Annotated in this window: 13 protein-coding genes; 1 reads left to right on the top strand and 12 read right to left on the bottom strand. The window is 71.7% G+C overall.

Features of this window, described 5'->3' with window-relative positions:
* Positions 1-101 precede the first annotated feature (101 nt).
* From yicI to SM450_RS22415, 5 genes are all read right to left on the bottom strand, one after another.
* A complete protein-coding gene (yicI, locus tag SM450_RS22435; RefSeq protein ID WP_474621724.1) occupies positions 102-2,357 on the bottom strand; it encodes an alpha-xylosidase in 2,256 nt (751 codons plus the stop codon).
* Positions 2,354-3,229, bottom strand: a complete 876-nt coding sequence (locus tag SM450_RS22430; protein ID WP_474621723.1) for a carbohydrate ABC transporter permease — start codon at positions 3,227-3,229, stop codon at positions 2,354-2,356. Before SM450_RS22430 ends, yicI begins: the two co-directional genes overlap by 4 nt.
* A gap of 1 nt (position 3,230) precedes the next feature.
* The gene (locus SM450_RS22425) at positions 3,231-4,202 is read right to left on the bottom strand and encodes a carbohydrate ABC transporter permease (protein WP_474621722.1); all 972 of its coding nucleotides are present in this window, start codon (positions 4,200-4,202) and stop codon (positions 3,231-3,233) included.
* A gap of 64 nt (positions 4,203-4,266) precedes the next feature.
* On the bottom strand, positions 4,267-5,571 hold the full coding sequence (locus tag SM450_RS22420; RefSeq protein ID WP_474621721.1) for an ABC transporter substrate-binding protein: 1,305 nt from the start codon (positions 5,569-5,571) through the stop codon (positions 4,267-4,269).
* A gap of 78 nt (positions 5,572-5,649) precedes the next feature.
* Positions 5,650-6,684 carry a LacI family DNA-binding transcriptional regulator gene (locus SM450_RS22415; RefSeq protein ID WP_474621728.1) on the bottom strand — a complete coding sequence of 345 codons (1,035 nt, stop codon included), beginning with the start codon at positions 6,682-6,684 and terminating at the stop codon, positions 5,650-5,652.
* Between the two features lie 296 nt (positions 6,685-6,980).
* Between SM450_RS22415 and SM450_RS22410 the strand changes: the two genes are divergently transcribed.
* Positions 6,981-7,823, top strand: a complete 843-nt coding sequence (locus SM450_RS22410; protein WP_474621720.1) for a hypothetical protein — start codon at positions 6,981-6,983, stop codon at positions 7,821-7,823.
* A 67-nt stretch (positions 7,824-7,890) separates the two neighbouring features.
* Here SM450_RS22410 and SM450_RS22405 read toward each other — a convergent pair whose 3' ends face one another.
* From SM450_RS22405 to SM450_RS22375, 7 genes are read right to left on the bottom strand one after another with little or no spacing between them, the layout of a single operon-like run.
* Positions 7,891-8,958 (bottom strand): phosphotransferase family protein, encoded by a 1,068-nt coding sequence (locus SM450_RS22405; protein WP_474621719.1) that lies wholly within the window; start codon positions 8,956-8,958, stop codon positions 7,891-7,893.
* Position 8,959: 1 nt separating this feature from the next.
* Positions 8,960-9,727, bottom strand: a complete 768-nt coding sequence (locus tag SM450_RS22400; RefSeq protein ID WP_474621718.1) for an SDR family oxidoreductase — start codon at positions 9,725-9,727, stop codon at positions 8,960-8,962.
* Positions 9,728-9,757: 30 nt separating this feature from the next.
* On the bottom strand, positions 9,758-10,210 hold the full coding sequence (locus SM450_RS22395) for a MaoC family dehydratase (RefSeq protein ID WP_474621717.1): 453 nt from the start codon (positions 10,208-10,210) through the stop codon (positions 9,758-9,760).
* Positions 10,207-10,962, bottom strand: a complete 756-nt coding sequence (locus SM450_RS22390) for an SDR family oxidoreductase (protein WP_474621716.1) — start codon at positions 10,960-10,962, stop codon at positions 10,207-10,209. Before SM450_RS22390 ends, SM450_RS22395 begins: the two co-directional genes overlap by 4 nt.
* The gene (locus tag SM450_RS22385; RefSeq protein ID WP_474621715.1) at positions 10,959-11,747 is read right to left on the bottom strand and encodes an SDR family oxidoreductase; all 789 of its coding nucleotides are present in this window, start codon (positions 11,745-11,747) and stop codon (positions 10,959-10,961) included. The genes SM450_RS22390 and SM450_RS22385 overlap by 4 nt, the downstream gene beginning before the upstream one ends.
* A gap of 10 nt (positions 11,748-11,757) precedes the next feature.
* Positions 11,758-12,732 carry an NADPH:quinone oxidoreductase family protein gene (locus SM450_RS22380; protein ID WP_474621714.1) on the bottom strand — a complete coding sequence of 325 codons (975 nt, stop codon included), beginning with the start codon at positions 12,730-12,732 and terminating at the stop codon, positions 11,758-11,760.
* A gap of 29 nt (positions 12,733-12,761) precedes the next feature.
* Positions 12,762-16,013: a carboxyl transferase domain-containing protein gene (locus SM450_RS22375; protein WP_474621713.1), complete on the bottom strand. Its 3,252-nt coding sequence runs from the start codon at positions 16,011-16,013 to the stop codon at positions 12,762-12,764.
* Between the last annotated feature and the right edge of the window lie 18 nt (positions 16,014-16,031).

The raw sequence follows: 16,031 nt of genomic DNA, 5'->3' as shown, positions 1-16,031 counted from the left end.
GAACATCGACCAACGCACCTACCAGCCCACCATCAGCCTCAACATCCTCGCCGGACCGGTCTTGACGACCAGCCCAGACCCTTAACTACCCGGCATTGCGGCTAGCCCGCGAGACGGGCGGGGCGCGGGGCGGCCGTAACGGCCACCACGCAGTGGTACGCCGACGACTCGCCCGCCACCAGTTCGGCGGTCCCCACCCCGTCGCGGAAGCTCACCTCGAACTCGGCGCCCGGCCCCGCGTCGGGGGCCGGGATCCGTACCCGTTGCCGCTGCCCCTCCGCCGGGGCGTAGAGCCGCAGTTCCACCCCGTCCGGCCAGTGGTAGTCCGGCCGGTCGGAGCGCGCCCCGAACCCGATGACCGCGCCGGGCCGGGCGAGCACCGGCAGGCTGTCGTACCCGTGCTTCTCGGTCACCCACGCCGGACCGGTGAGCTGCGCGCCGGTGAGCAGGTGGGTCCATGTGCCGGCGGGCACGTAGAAGGTGACCTGCCCGTCGGCGCTGAGCACCGGCGCGACGAGCACGTCCGAGCCGAGCATGTACTGCCGGTCGAGATGCGCCACGGCCGGATCGTCCGGGAACTCCACGATCATCGGACGCATCATCGGGATGCCGTCGCGGTGCGCCTCCTCGGCCGTCGCCGCCAGATAGGGCATGAGGCGCAGCTTCAGCCGGGTGAAGTGGCGCAGCACGTCCACGGCCTCCTCGTCGTACGCCCACGGCACCCGGTACGAGCCGGAGCCGTGCAGCCGCGAGTGTGAGGAGAGCAGGCCGAACGCGATCCACCGTTTGAACACCGCCGGGTCGGGGGTGCCCTCGAAGCCGCCGATGTCGTGACTCCAGTAGCCGAAGCCGGAGGACGCCAGGGACAGCCCGCCGCGTAGCGACTCGGCCATCGCGACGAACGTCGACTCGCAGTCGCCGCCCCAGTGCACCGGGAACTGCTGGCCGCCGGCGGTGGCCGAGCGGGCGAACAGCACCGCCTCACCCTCGCCACGCTCGGTCTCCAGCAGCTCGAAGACCACCTTGTTGTAGAGGTAGGAGTAGTAGTTGTGCATGCGCTGCGGGTCCGACCCGTCGTGCCACACCACGTCGGTCGGGATGCGCTCACCGAAGTCGGTCTTGAAGCAGTCGACGCCCATGTCCAGCAGCGCCTTGAGCTTGCCGGTGTACCAGGCCACCGCGTCCGGGTCGGTGAAGTCGACGAGCGCCATGCCGGCCTGCCACTTGTCCCACTGCCACACCGATCCGTCCGGGTTGCGCACCAGGTAGCCGGCCTGGCGGCCCTCCTCGAAGAGGTAGGAGCGCTGCGCGATGTACGGGTTGATCCACACGCAGACCTTCAGGCCCCGCTCGTGCAGCCGGCGCAGCATGCCCTCCGGGTCGGGGAAGGTCGTCGGGTCCCAGATGAAGTCGACCCAGTGGAACTGGCGCATCCAGAAGCAGTCGAAGTGGAACACCGACAGCGGCAGGTTCCGCTCGGCCATCCCGTCGACGAACTCCGCCACCGTCTTCTCGTCGTACGACGTGGTGAACGACGTGGACAGCCACAGCCCGTACGACCAGGCGGGCACCCGGGCCGGCCGGCCGGTCAACGCCGTGTAGCGGCGCAGCACGTCCTTCGGGGTGGGCCCGTCGACGACGTGGTAGGTGAGCGACTGTCCCTCGACGCTGAACTGGGTCTGCGCGACGACCTCCGAGCCGACCTCGAACGACACGTGCTCCGGGTGGTCCACGAACACGCCGTAACCGGCGCTGCTGAGGTAGAACGGCACGTTCTTGTACGCCTGCTCGCTCGCGGTGCCGCCGTCGGCGTTCCAGACGTCCACCGTCTGACCGTTCTTGACGAACGGGCCGAACCGTTCGCCCAACCCGTACATCGTCTCGCCGACGCCGAGAGCGAGCCGTTCGTGCACGTACCGGCGACCCTCGCCGTCGGTGACGATTCCGACGCTGCGTCCGGTGGACGCGGTGACGAGCCGGTCGCCGTGCCGGAACTCGACCCGCCAGCCGTCGATCAGCGCGACCCGGACGGTCATCTCGCCGGTGGTCAGGGACGCGCTGATGCCGGTGATGTCGACGGTGACCGGATGCGTGTCGTCGGTGTGCAACCCGAAGTGGGGTTCGCGGGGGAGCCCGCCGCTGTGGTGGCCGATGGTGACCCCGACCACGCCGGGCGCGGGGGAGAAGAAGCGGACGGTGACGACGGGCCGGTTGAGCGTGTCGCCCCGGCCGTTGATCTGACCGGCCGGTGCGAAGACGGTGAAGCCGCGGTCGTCCGGCTCGACCGATTCCACGGTGCCGGGGCGCAGGACGGTGACCCCCGGGCGCAGTTGCCAGTATCCGTCGGTGAATTTCACTTCTCGGCTCCTGCGGTGATGCCGCGCGCAAGGGTGCGCTGGAAGATGAGGAAGAAGAGGATGGCCGGCACCAGGCTGAGCAACGCGCCGGCGTTCGTCGTCGGGGCGTCCATCAGGCGGTCACCCTGCAACGACGCGAGTGCGACCGGGATGGTCTGCGTCTGGTTGTCGATGAGCATGACAAGCGGGATGAGGAACTCGTTCCAGGTCCAGATGAAGAAGAAGATGAGCAGGACGGCGAGGGTCGGCCGCAGGTTGGGGAAAACCACCCGCCACAGCACCGTCCACTTGCCGGCGCCGTCGAGCGCCGCGGCCTCCAGCAGCGAGCGCGGGAACGTGCCGAGCACCGAGGCGAGCAGGTACGTGCCGAACGCGCTCTGGATGACGGTGAAGATGATGATCACCGACAGCCGGGTGTTGTAGAGGCCGATCTCCTTGGCGACGTAGTACAGCGGGTAGATCAACGCCTCCTGGGGCAACATGTTGGCCAGCAGGAACAAACCGACGATCCACAGCCGGCCGCGGACCCGGCCGACACCCAGGGCGTACGCGTTGAGCAACGACACGACGACGCCGAGCACCGCCACCGAGCCGGCGATGAGCGTGGAGTTCCACAACTTGAGCGGGAAGTTCACCTCGGACCAGTACGTCGTCAGACCCCGGGTGTAGAAGTCCGTCGGCCAGCTCAGTGGCCCGCCCGACGAGTAGTCACCTGGCGACTTGAACGCGTTGAGCAGCATGAACGCGAACGGTACGAGCATGGCGAGCGCGGCGGCGGTGACTCCGGCGAGCACCAGCCAGCGGCTGACGCCACGGTGGTGCCGGTCGCGCACCTGTCGGCGGACCGGAGCGTCGGTGATCGTGACGGCCATCTCAGAACCCCCGGTCCCGGCGCTCGCTTCGGGCCTGCGCCCAGATGAAGACCACTGCCACCAGGATGATGATCACCGTGAGCACGGTGGAGATCGCGGAGCCGTACCCGACCTGGAGCTTCTTGAAGAACGTGTAGTACGCGAAGTACGACGGCACGTTCGTGGCGTTCGCCGGGCCGCCCCGGGTCAGCGCGAAGATCGGCCCGAACACCTTCAACGCGGCGATGGTGCAGGTCAGGGCCACCACGAAGGTCTCCGGCCGGATCTGCGGAAGCGTGATCGCCCGGAACCGGTGCAGCCAGTTCGCCCCGTCGACCTCGGCCGCCTCGTACAGCTCCGGGTCGACCCGCTGCAACGCCGCCATGAACACGACCACCGGATAGCCGATCTGCACCCAGATCATCACCGCCATCACCGCCGGCAGCGCGGTGTCCGGGTCGCCCAGCCAGTCGTGGCGCAGCGCACCGAGACCTACCGCGTCGAGCAGGCTGTTGAACGCGCCGTCGGGGCGCAGGATCCAGCCCCAGACGATGCCGGCCACCACCACGGGCAGCACCTGCGGCAGATAGAACGCGGCCCGCAACGCCGCCGCCGTACGTGGCTTGAACCGACGCCCGATGACGTCGAAGAGCACCGAGGCGAGCAGCAGCCCGAGCAGGGTCGGCGCCACCACCATCGCGACGATCATCGCCACGGTGTTGCGGAACGAGGCCCAGAACACCTCGTCGTGCAGCAACCGCTGGTAGTTGTCCAGCCCGACGAAGGTGGGGTCGCCGACGCCCGACCACCGGGTCAGCGACAGGTAGCCGGTGCCGACCAGCGGCGCGCCGATGACCAGGATGAACAGCACCGCTCCGGGGAGCAGGTAGAGCCAGTACGCCGCGTCGCGGCCACGCGGCCGGCGGCGGGACGGGGACGCGGGGGCGGAGGGTTCGGCCGACGGTGTGGCGGCGACGGTGTCGGAGACTGCCATGAGAGATCCTTCCCGGCGGCGGCGGGCGCGCCTGTCGTACCGGCCGCGCCCGCCGCTCGCCGCATCACTTGCCGGTGATCTCCTTGACGCCGTCGGCGTACGGCTTGGCGATCGTGTCGAGCACCTGGTCGGGGGACTTGGACCCGTTGATCAGGCCCTGGAACCCGCCGACCAGCACGTCGTAGTAGCCGGGCACCGGCCAGTCCGGATAGAAGGCAAGCCCGTCCTGCTTGCTCACCGTGTTGAAGTCCTCGATCAGCTTGCGGTCCTTCGAGTCCTTGATCTTGGCGGGGTCGCCGGCCACCGGGACACCACCGTTGTTGCCGATGAGGTCCTGGATCTCCGGGCGCAGGGTGATGTCGATGAAGTCGGACGCCAGGCTCTTGGCCTTGCTGTTCGTCGGGACGACCCAGATGTTGCCGGACGAGCCGGCGTTCAGGGTGTTGCCCGGGAACAGGAAGGTGTCCCAGTTGGCCTTCATCTCCGCCTTGAAGCGGCCGTACCACCAACTGCCCGAGACGATCATCGGCGTCTTGCCCGCGATGAACGCGGTGCCCATGTCCTCGGCCTTGAGACTCGCCGAGTTCTTGGCCACGTAACCCTTCTTCACCCAGTCGGCGAAGGTCTCCGCGCCGTACTTCAGCGGGTCGGCCTTGAAGTCGACCGGGTTCTTGTAGAGCTGGTAGTTGTCGACGAACTGCCGGTCGGCCTTCGACAGGGCCAACTGGTAGAAGAGCTGCCCGGCCGGGTACTCGGCGCCGGCCATGCCCAGCGGGGTGATGTCCTTGCCGACGAAGGTGTCCATCGCGGCGGTCATCTCCGCCATGGTGGTGGGCACCTTGACGCCGTTGCGGTCGAACAGGTCCTTGTTGTAGTAGACCGTGACGTACTCGCCGTAGTTCGGCACGCCGAACCAGTTGCCCGACCCCATCACGCCCTTCTCGCTGTACCGGGCGGTGGTCTGGAGGCTGGGGCTGAGCTTGTCGGCCCAACCGCGCTTCTCGGCCTCCTCGCTGAGGTCGGTGAGCAGGCCCTGGGACGACAGCAGGCCGGCCGTCGCGTTGCCCTTGTTGTACTCCATGATGTCCGGGCCCTCGGACGAGTTGATGATCATGCCGGCGTTCTGCTGGATCTGCTCGAACGCCTTGCGCTCGAAGCGCACCTCGACGCCCGGGTGCTCGGCCTTGAATATCTCGATGGCCCGGTCCCAACCGACCCCCATCGCGCTGTTCTCGCTCTCGTAGTGCCAGAGCTTGAGGGTCTTGGCCCCGCTGTCGTCACCGCTGTCGTCGCCGCCGCAGGCGGCTACGGTGGTCGTCGCGGTCGCCGCCAGGGCGATCGCGGCGACGATCCGGCGGAATCGCTGCATTGCTATCCTCCTCGTCGAGTATCGTGCCCGGTACTTCACTGGCCCGTCGTCGCGTTGCCGCGCGGCGGCGGGCCGTTCCTACTTGTCAGCCGCCATCGGCTGGCGGCTTCGCGGTGCCGCGGTCGATCCCCGGATCTCCAACGCGCACGGCAGCAGTTGCTGGTGGCGCTCGGCCCCGGCCCCGTCCAGGTGGCGCACCAGCGCCTCGACGGCGATCCGGCCCATCGCCGACCCGGGCGACGTCATCGCGGTGAGCGCCGGGGTCGCCAGCTCGGCGACCTGCGGCGAGGTGACCATCGACACCACCGAGACGTCGTCGGGCACGGCCAGCCCACGCGCGGTCAGCTCGCCGAGGATGCCGAAGGTCGCCGCCTCGTTCATGGCCAGCACGGCGGTCAGGCCCGGCGCCCGGGCGAAGGCGGTCGCCAGCGCCGCCCGGCCGCCGGCGGCGCTGTCCTCGGCCGGGAACATGACCGGTTCCAGGCCGTGGCCGGTCATGGCCGTGACGAAGGCGTCCCGGGTACGCAGAGCCGGCCCGTAACCGCTGGCCAGGGTCTCGGCCGAGTGGTTGACGTAGGCGATCTGCCGGTGCCCCAGGCCGACCAGGTGCGCCACCGCGTCCCGCACGGTCTGCTCGAAGTCGATGTCGACGTAGGAGAGCCCGTCGGTGTCCCCGGTGCGCCCGATCAGCACCAGCGGCACGCCGGCCTGCTGGAGCGCGGCGACCCGCTCGTCTGCGAGCTGGACCTCCATCAGCACGACGCCGTCGAACATCTGCTGACTGGCCAGCCGGCGCAGGGCGTCGAGGTCGCCGCCACCGCCGACGGGCGACAGCACCAGGTGGTAGCCGACGGCGCTGGCCGCCGCGGCGGCCCCGGTGACGAACGCCGTCTCGGTCGCGCCGAGGCCGCGCTCGTCCATCGGCAGCAGCAGGCCCAGGATCCGGCTGCGCCGGCTGGCCAGGCCGCGGGCCATGGCGTTGGGCTGGTAGTCGAGCTCGGTCATGGCGGCGAGCACCTTGGCCCGGGTGGCCCGGGAGATCGGCCTGGTGCCGGTGAGCACGTAGGACACGGTGCTGACCGAGACCTGAGCCAGGCGGGCGACATCATGCATGGTGGCCACCGCGTACCTCCCTCGGGCCGGGCTGGGACCGCGTTCGACCGATCGTCGAACCGCTTCGTCGAAGCGGTTCGACAGACGCTAGGCCCCTGTTACGGCGACGTCAATAGTCGATGTCGAAAAGACCTCACGTCCTGATCTCTGGCGCGTCGGGTAACCATGCCCCGAGCCCACCCGGCCAGGGGATATCCGTGCCGGCAGTCGGCAAGCGGACTGTGCCGGCCGCCGGCTGGGGCGCATCGTGAGAGCTGGACACCCCGGCTGGGGGTTGGTCGGACAGGGAGGCCGTCATGGAGCTGGACCGGCGGTTGGCGCAGGACCCACCGGAACGCAGCGCGAGCGAGGTGATCGGCCCCCATCTGCTGGGCCGGGTGTACCGGCCGGACCCGCGGGACTGGTCGCTGCCGCGGCTCATGGAGATCGCCGAGCCACCGGAGGAGATCCGGCAGCGGACCATCGAGCAGGTGCTGAGCGAGACCACGTACTTCACCGACTGGCGGGCGTACCTGGTCTTCTGGCGCTGGCTCAAGAAGCAGGCCGGCGGGACCCCACCCGCGCCGGGCCCGACGCCGGCCGGGGACGCGGCCCTGGCCTGGGAGCTGCCGGTCCAGTTGGACCAGGGCGACACCGGGCACTGCGTGGGCTTCGGCTGGTCGGGCTGGGTGGATGCCACGCCGGTCCCGGGGGAGTACCAGAACGCCGACGCGCACGCGCTGTACTACGAGTGCAAGGTGGTCGACGGCGAGCCGCGGGCGGAGAACGGCTCGACCGTCCGGTCTGGGGCGCTGGCGCTGCGCGACCGGGGCCGGCTCGCGGCGTTCGCGTTCGCCGGCTCGCTGGCCGAGATCGACCAGTGGATCAACGTCCAGGGATCGGTGGTGGTCGGCACCAACTGGACGGACGACATGTTCCACCCGGACGCCGACGGCTACGTGAAGCCGACCGGCAGGGTGGCCGGCGGGCACTGCTACGTGATGCTTGATCGGCTCGACGAGGAGCAGGCGTACCTGTTCCAGAACTCGTGGGGGAACGGCTGGGGCCGGCACGGTCGCTTCAAGATCAAGTGTGCGGACTTCGAGGGCCTGCTCTCCGCCGACGGCGAGGCATGCTGCGCCGCCGAACTCCCGCACTGACCTCGATTCCCGGGGTTGGCTGCGGGATGTGGTGTTCCGTCGATTTCCGACCGGAGGCGAGGGCGCCCTACTGCCGGATCCCCGGACCGGGGGAGGTCACCGTGCCCGCCGCACGGTCGAGGCCCGTTTCGTGGGCGACGGACCAGGCCTGGGCGACGAGCCGGTCGACGACGTCGCGGTCCGGGAGGGTGCCGGGTCGCGCGGCGTTCGCGGGGGTGTCGAGCGCGCGACGGTACACGCCCTCCAGGATGATGGCGACCTTCCACAGGCCGAGCACGTGCCAGAAGGGGAGCGCGGTCAGCTCGCGGCCGGAGCGTTCGGCGTAGGCCGCGGTGATCTCGGCACGGGACGGGAATCCGGGCAGGCGGGAGGCGTTGAACAGGCCCAGCGGCGGGTCGCCCGGCTCCTGCCAGTAGGCCAGCAGGCTGCCGAGGTCGGCCAGCGGGTCGCCGAGCGTGGAGAGTTCCCAGTCCAGCACCGCGCGGACGACGCCGGAGGAGGGATCCACGATCAGGTTGACCAGGTGGAAGTCGCCATGCACGAGCACCAGGTCACCGGGCTCGGGGACCCGGTCCCGGAGCAGGTCGGTCAGCCGCTCCAGATCGGGCAGCTCACGGGTGCGGCTCTCGGCCCACTGCCGGGACCACCGCCGCAACTGCCGCTGCGCGTACGGGGCGTGGCTGGCCAGGTCGTGCAGGCCCACCTCGGCCGGGTCGACGGCGTGCAGGTCGGCCAGAACCCGGCCCAGTTCCAGGCCGACGGCGCGGCGCAGGCCGGGAGTCATCGCCTCGGCGGTCTCCAGCCGGTCCACCACGAGGCCGTCGACGTGCTCGACGACAAGCACCGGAACGTCCGCGACCCGGTCGTCGCGGCACAGGCCCAGCACGCCGGGGACCGGTACGCCGGTGCGTCCCAGAGCGGTCAGGATGCGATGCTCGCGGGCGACGTCGTGCGCCGAGGCGAGCAGGTGCCCGAGCGGCGGACGGCGGGCCACCCCGCGCCAGCCTGCCGCATCGGTCAACAGATAGGTGAGGTTGGACTGGCCGAGGCCGATCCGGTTCGCGGTCAGCGGCTCGACCACCTCCTGTCCGGCCTGCCGCAGCCAGTGCCCGAGCGCGGTGACGTCGAGGGTCATCTCAGGCCCCGACCGGCTCGACGGCGGCGCCGGTGAGCAGTTGCCCACCGTCGACGAGGACCGTCTCCCCGGTGATCCAGGACGCCGAGCGGGAGGCCAGGAACGCCACCAGCTCCGCCACGTCGTGAGGTTCGCCGATCCGCCCGAGCGGGGTCGCCGCGTTCACGTCGGTCTCGTTCTCCCTCCACAGCGCCTCGGCCAGCCGGGTCCGGACCACGCCGGGCGCGACGGCGTTGACCCGCACCCCGGGCGCCAGCTCCAGGGCCAGTTGCCGGGTCAGGTGGATCAGCGCCGCCTTGGAGACGTGGTAGAGGCCGAGATCGGGGCTCACCGCCAGCCCACCCAGCGACGCCACGTTGACGACGGCGCCGCCGTGCTCGCGCATCCACAGCCGCCAGGCCAGCGAGGTCCACAGCAGGGGGCCCCACAGGTTGACGTCCATCAGCTTCGCGAACCGCCCGTGGTCCTGCTCGACCACCGGGCCGAAGGCCGGATTGGTCCCGGCGTTGTTCACCAGTACGTCGATCCGTCCGAAGCGTGCCAGAGCGGCCTCCAGGCAGGCATGGGCCCGCTCCTCGGAGGTGACGTGCGCGCCGAAGCCGTACGCCCGCTCGCCGAGCGTGCCGGCGGCGGCCTCGGCGGCCTCGGCGGTGCGAGCGGTGAGCACCACGTTCCCGCCCCGATCGTGCCAGTGTCGGGCGACCGCGAGACCGATCCCGCGGGACGCGCCGGTGACCACGGCGGTCCGGCCCTCGAAAGAATCCTGCACGCGAACGCTCCTTCTTCTTCGGCCGTCGGATCAGGGGACGAGCAGGGAGATGGCGGCGACCACGCACGCCGGCGGTCCGCCCGTCTCCAGGTCGATCTGGATGTCCGAGGTGACCTGGAAGCCTCGGCGGGCCTCCCGCACCCCGGTGAGGGTGACCCCGGCGCGGATCCGCGAGCCGACGGGGACGGGGGCGGGGAACCGCAGCCGATCCGAGCCGTAGTTCACGCCCATGCTCATCCCGTCCACCCGGTAGACCTGCGCGACCAGGGCGGGGATCAGCGCCAGAGTGAGGAAGCCGTGCGCGATGGTCGTGCCGAAGGGCCCGGCCGCGGCCCGTTCCGCGTCGACGTGGATCCACTGGTGGTCGCCGGTGGCCTCGGCGAACGTGTCGACCTGTCGCTGCGTGACGAGGTGCCAGTCGCTGTGGCCCAGGTGCTCGCCGACGGCCGCGCGCACCTCCTCGATGCCGGTGAAGACCCTCATCGTTGCGGCCCACCCGCCACGTCGAGCACCTGACCGCTGATGAAGCCGGCCCGCTCGCCCAGGAAGAACGAGACCGCTTCGGCGACGTCCTGCGGCTGTCCCACCCGGCGGACCGGGATCCCGGCGGCGGCGTCGGCGATCAACTCGTCGAACGGGCGTCCGATCCGGCGGGCGGTGGCCTCGGTCATCTCGGTCTGCACGAAGCCCGGCGCGACCGCGTTCGCGGTGATCCCGAACGGTCCGAGTTCGATGGCGAGCGTCTTGGTCAGCCCCTGCAACGCCGCCTTCGCCGCCGAATAGTTCACCTGGCCGCGGTTGCCGTACGCCGAGGTGCTGGAGAGCGAGACGATCCGCCCCCACCGCTGCCGGACCATGTGCGCCTGGACCGCCCGGCTCATCAGGAAGGCGCCGCGGGCGTGCACCCCGAGGACGGTGTCCCAGTCCGCGGCCGACATCTTGAACAGCAGGTTGTCGCGCAGGACACCGGCGTTGTTCACAAGCGCCACCGGTGGGCCCAGCCGCTGCGCGACCTGCTCGACACCTGCTTCGACCGCGGCCTCGTCGGACACGTCCGCGACCACCTGGCACGCCGGCACGCCCCGCTCGCCCAGGTCGGCCACCGTCCGTTCGCAGCCCTCGGCGTCGAGGTCCCAGACGGCCACGGCGTAGCCGTCCGCGCCGAGCCTGGCGGCCACGGCCGCCCCGATCCCGCGCGCCGCTCCGGTGACCACGGCCACGCTGCGCTCAGTCATGCCGCACCACCATTTTCCGCGTCGTCGAAGCGCTTCTGGAGCTTGCGCATGCCGGTCAGCCACGCGTCGGTGCGGCCTGCGCGGGTTTCGTAGTACCGCTGCACCTCGGGGTGCGGGAGGATCAGGAACCGGTCGTCGTGCAGCGCCTCCCAGACCACTTCGGCGACCTGCTCGGGTTCGAGCGCGGCGTCGTGGCTGAGCAGGTCCCGGAACTCGCCCGAGTCGTCGAGCATCTTCGTCCGCACCCCCTGCGGGCAGATCGCCTGCACGGTGACGCCGCGATGCCCGTAGGTGACCGCAAGCCACTCCGCGAACGCGACTGCCGCGTGTTTCGACACCGAGTACGGCGCGCTGCCGAGCATGGTGAGCAGTCCCGCCGCGGAGGCGGTCACCACGAACCGGCCGCCGCCCGATTCCAGCCAGCCGGGGACCAGCGCGCGGGCCGCGCGGACGTGGGCCATGACGTTGACCTCGATCGCGGTGTGCCAGTCGGCGTCAGGTGTCGCGATGCCCTTCCCCACACCGGATCCGGCGTTGGCGAAGAACACGTCGACGCGGCCGGCGGCGCTCAGCAGCCGCGCGACGCCCTCGTCGGTCGAGGCGTCCCCGCCGACGGCCACGCCGCCGACCTCGGCCGCCACCCGGGCAGCCGCGTCGGCGTCCAGGTCGCCGACGACGACGCGGGCGCCCTGGGCGGCCATTTTCCGGGCGATCGCCCGGCCGATACCGTTGCCGCCGCCGGTGACCACCACGCACCGGTCGCGGACCAGATCCTGTTCACTCATGCGTACGTCCTCAGCAGGGGTTGTTGACCAGCACGACCTTGCCGACGGTGCGGCGGTCGCCGAGACTGGCCAGGGCGGACGGGGCGGCGCTCATCGGAAGCACCGCACTGACCAGGGGATCGACCAGGCCCTCGTGCCACAGTTCGACGAGCCTTTCGTGGGTCCGGGCGATCACACCCGGGTTCTTGACGTGGTACAGCCCCCAGTAGAGGCCGACCACGCTGTAGTTCTTGATCAGGGCGTGGTTCGTCGGCGCCTGGGCGATCCGGCCGCCGGCGAAGCCGACCACCACGATCCGGCCCTCGAAGGCGACGCACCTGCGGCTCCGGTCGAAGACGTCGCCGCCGACCGAGTCGTAGACGACGTCGGCGCCGGCCCCGCCGGTGACCTCCTTGACCACCGGCACGAAGTCCTCGGCCAGGTAGTCGACGACGACATCCGCGCCGAGTTCCTGGCAGACCCGTACCTTGTCCGGTCCGCCCGCCGTGGCGATCACCCGGGCGCCGGCCGCCTTGCCGATCTGGATCGCCGCGGATCCGACGCCGCCGGCCCCGGCGTGCACCAGCAGCCACTCGCCGGCCTCCAGGCGGGCGCGGGTGTGCAGGCCCACGTAGCCGGTCTGGTAGGTGATCAGCATGGACGCCGCCTTCTCGGCGGGCAGGTCGTCCGGGATCGCGAAGACCCGGTGCGGCGCGACGACCACCTGTTCGGCGAGCCCGCCGTGGGGCAGCTCGGGCGCGGCCAGCACCCGTTCGCCGGCCCGCGGTCCGTCCACGACGCGCCCACACACCTCCGCGCCGGGGGTGAACGGGAGTTCCGGCTTGTCCTGGTATTCGCCCCGGCAGAGCAGGACGTCGGGGAAGTTCAGGGCCACCGCCTCGACCGCGACCCGCAGCGCCCCGTCGGGCGCCGGGGGCGGCGGCACGTCGGTCCACTCCAGGACGTCCACGGGCTCGCCCAGCCGGGTCACCTGCCACGCCTTCATCCGACCTTCTCCTCCTTCTGCCGACCTGGTCACCAGGCCGGGACCAGGGGACGCTTCTTCCCGGCCCGGGGCGCGGGCGGCGGAGCCGCGTCCAGCACCCCGGCGATCCGGGCCCGGGTCTGCGCCGGGTCGATCACGTCGTCGACCTCGAACACGCTTGCGATGTTCAGCGCGCTGCCGCGTTCGTACATCTGCGCCACCAGCCGCTGGTAGAGCGCCTCGCGCTCGCCCGCGTCGGTGACGGCGTCCAACTCCTTGCGGAAGCCGAGCCGCACCGCGCCCTCCAGGCCCATCCCGCCGAACTCGCCGGTGGGCCAGGACAGCGTCAGCTCCGGCTCGTAGAAGCCGCCACGGGCCATGGCCTGCGCGCCCAACCCGTACCCCTTGCGCAGCACCACGGTGACCATCGGCACGGTCAGGCTGGCCCCGGCCAGGAACATCCGGCCGAAGTGCCGCACCTGGGCGCTCTCCTCGGCGGCCGGGCCGACCATGAAGCCGGGTGTGTCGCAGAGCGAGACGATCGGCAGGTCGAACGCGTCGCACAACTCCATGAACCGGGCCGCCTTGCTGCCGCCCTCGGCGTCGATCGCCCCGCCGAGGTGGCGCGGGTTGTTGGCGATGATCCCCACCGGGCGGCCCGCGATCCGGACCAGCGCGGTGATCATTCCGACGCCGTGCTCGCGCCGCAGCTCCAGCACCGAGTCCCGGTCGGCAAGCGTGTCGAGCACGGCGCGGACGTCATAGGTACGCCGCCGGTTCTCCGGCACCGCGTGCCGCAGCGGACGCTGGTCCGGCGCCTCCCAGTCCTCGGACCGGCCCTGGAAGTAGGAGAGGTACCGACGGGTGGCCCGCACCGCCGCCGCGTCGTCGGGGACCACCAGGTCGACCACGCCGTTGACGGCGTGCACCGGGGTCGGGCCGATGTCCTCCGGCCGGTACACGCCGAGGCCGCCGCCCTCGATCATCGCCGGGCCGGCCATCCCGATGTTCGCATCCGGAGTGGCGACGATGAAGTCGCTGCACGCCACCAGGGCCGCGTTGCCGGCGAAGCACCTGCCGGTCACCACCGACACCGTCGGCACCAGCCCGCTGAGCCGGGCGAGCAGCGCGAACGCACGGGTGTCCAGGTTCGCCACGCCCGGGTTCTCGGTGTCGCCCGGCCGGCCGCCGCCGCCCTCGGCGAACATGACGACCGGCCACCTGTTGCGTTCGGCCAGCTCGAAGAGGCGGTCCTTCTTGCGGTGCCCGTTGTAACCCTGGGTGCCGGCCAGCACGGTGTAGTCGTATGCCATCACCACGCAGGCGGCGCGGTCGATCTGGCCGACGCCGGCCACCAGGCCGTCGGCGGGCGTCCGGTCGATCAGGTCGTCGAGGCCGCGGCGGGCCCGCTGACCGGCCAGGACCAGCGAGCCGTACTCGGCGAAGCTGCCCGGGTCGCACAGGTCGGCCAGGTTCTCCCGGGCGGTGCGGTGGCCGCGGCCGTGCCGCTTCGCCACCGCCTCCGGCCGCGCCTCGTCGCGGGTCTTGCGCTGCCGGTCCAGGACGCGCCGCAGGTCCGGGCGGATCAGGTCGGGGTCGGACTCGGCGACGGTCTCCTCCGTCGTGGCGGTGACGTCGGCGACAAGCAGTGAGGCGAGCAGCGTGCCGGCCCGCACGGTCTGTCCGACGGTCACCGGCAGCCGGTCCACCACGCCGCTGACGCCGGCCTCGACCTGGTGTTCCATCTTCATCGCCTCGAGGACGACGAGGACCGACGTGGCGGTCACCCGGTCGCCCTCGCCGGCGGGGACCGCGATGACGGTGGCCTCCATCGGGGTCCGGACGGCGAACGTGCCGTCGTCCGGTTCCGGGTCGGCCGCGGTGAGCGGGTCGGCCTCGACGCCGGGGAACCACAGCGGCTCGACCGCCGGCGCGGCGGCCAGGCCGGCGGCGTGCTCGTCGAGGAACGCGGTGGTGGCGCTGCCGTCGGTCGCCTCCGGGTGCTCCAGCAGCCGCGCCAGGACGCCGAGGTTCGTGTCCACCCCCTCGACGCGGAACTCCGCGAGCGCCCGGGACGCCTTGCGCCGCAGGACGGCCGGGTCGCCACCGGGTTCGTGCACGACCACCTTGGCGAGCATCGAGTCGTACCCGGCGCCGACGCGGTAGCCGGCGTACCCGTGGGTGTCGGTGCGTACGCCCCGCCCGGCGGGCGGGTCGAAGGCGGTGAGGACGCCGGTGGCGGGCAGGCTGCCACCGTCGGCGCGGACCGTCTCGGTGGTCACCCGTAGCTGGATCGCCGTCCCGGTCGGTTCGGGCGCGGGACCGGCCAGTCCGATCGCGGCCAGGTCCGCGCCGGCCGCCAGGCGCAGCTGGATCTCCACGAGGTCGACGCCGAACACCTGCTCGGTCACCGTGTGCTCCACCTGCAACCGCGGATTGGCCTCCAGGAAGACGAAGTCGTCGGCGCCGACGAGGAACTCGACAGTGCCGACCCCGCGGTAGCCGAGATCGGCGGCCAGGCGTACCGCCGCACGGTGCAGGGCGGCGCGCAACTCCGGCGCCAGCGCGGGCGCCGGGGCGAGTTCCACCACCTTCTGCCGGCGTCGTTGGAGGCTGCAGTCCCGGTCGCCGAGGGCGGTGGCCGCGCCGGTGCCGTCGCCGACGACCTGGACCTCGATGTGCCGGCGGCCGGTGAGCAGCCGCTCGGCGTACAGGGTGCCGTCGCCGAACGCGCCGAGTGCCTCGGACCGGCAGCGCTCGAACGCGGCGGCCAGGTCCGCCGGGTCGGTGACCGGCCGCATGCCGCGCCCGCCGCCGCCGGCGACCGCTTTGAGCATGATGCCCTCCGGTGCGGCGGCCAGGAACTCCATCGCCTCCTCGGGGGTGGCCGGTCCGGTCGCCGGCACGACGGGGAGCCCGGCGGACTCGGCCGCCGCGCGGGCCGCGGTCTTGTCGCCGAGCGCCCGCAGCACCCGTGGGGCCGGACCGACGAACGTCAGCCCGGCATCGGCGCATCGGCTCGCGAAGTCGGCGTTCTCGCTGAGGAACCCCCAGCCGGGATGCAGGGCGGTGGCCCCGACCGACCGGGCGGCCTCGATCAGCGCGCCCTGGTCGAGGTACGCGGCGACCCCGGCGCCGGGCAGCGGCACGGCCCGGTCCGCCCGGCGTACGTGCAGGCAGCGGTCGTCGTCGGCGGCGTAGACGGCCACCGACGGCACGGCGAGGTCGGCGAGCGTCCGCAGCACGCGGACGGCCACCTCGCCCCGGTTGGCCACCAGCACGCGGTCCGGGTAGGTCCCCACGGTCAGCTCCTCCGCCTC

This window comes from Micromonospora marincola (assembly GCF_056150385.1).
The sequence above is the reverse complement of the archived record's forward strand: the minus strand, read 5'-3'. Positions and strand labels throughout refer to the sequence as shown.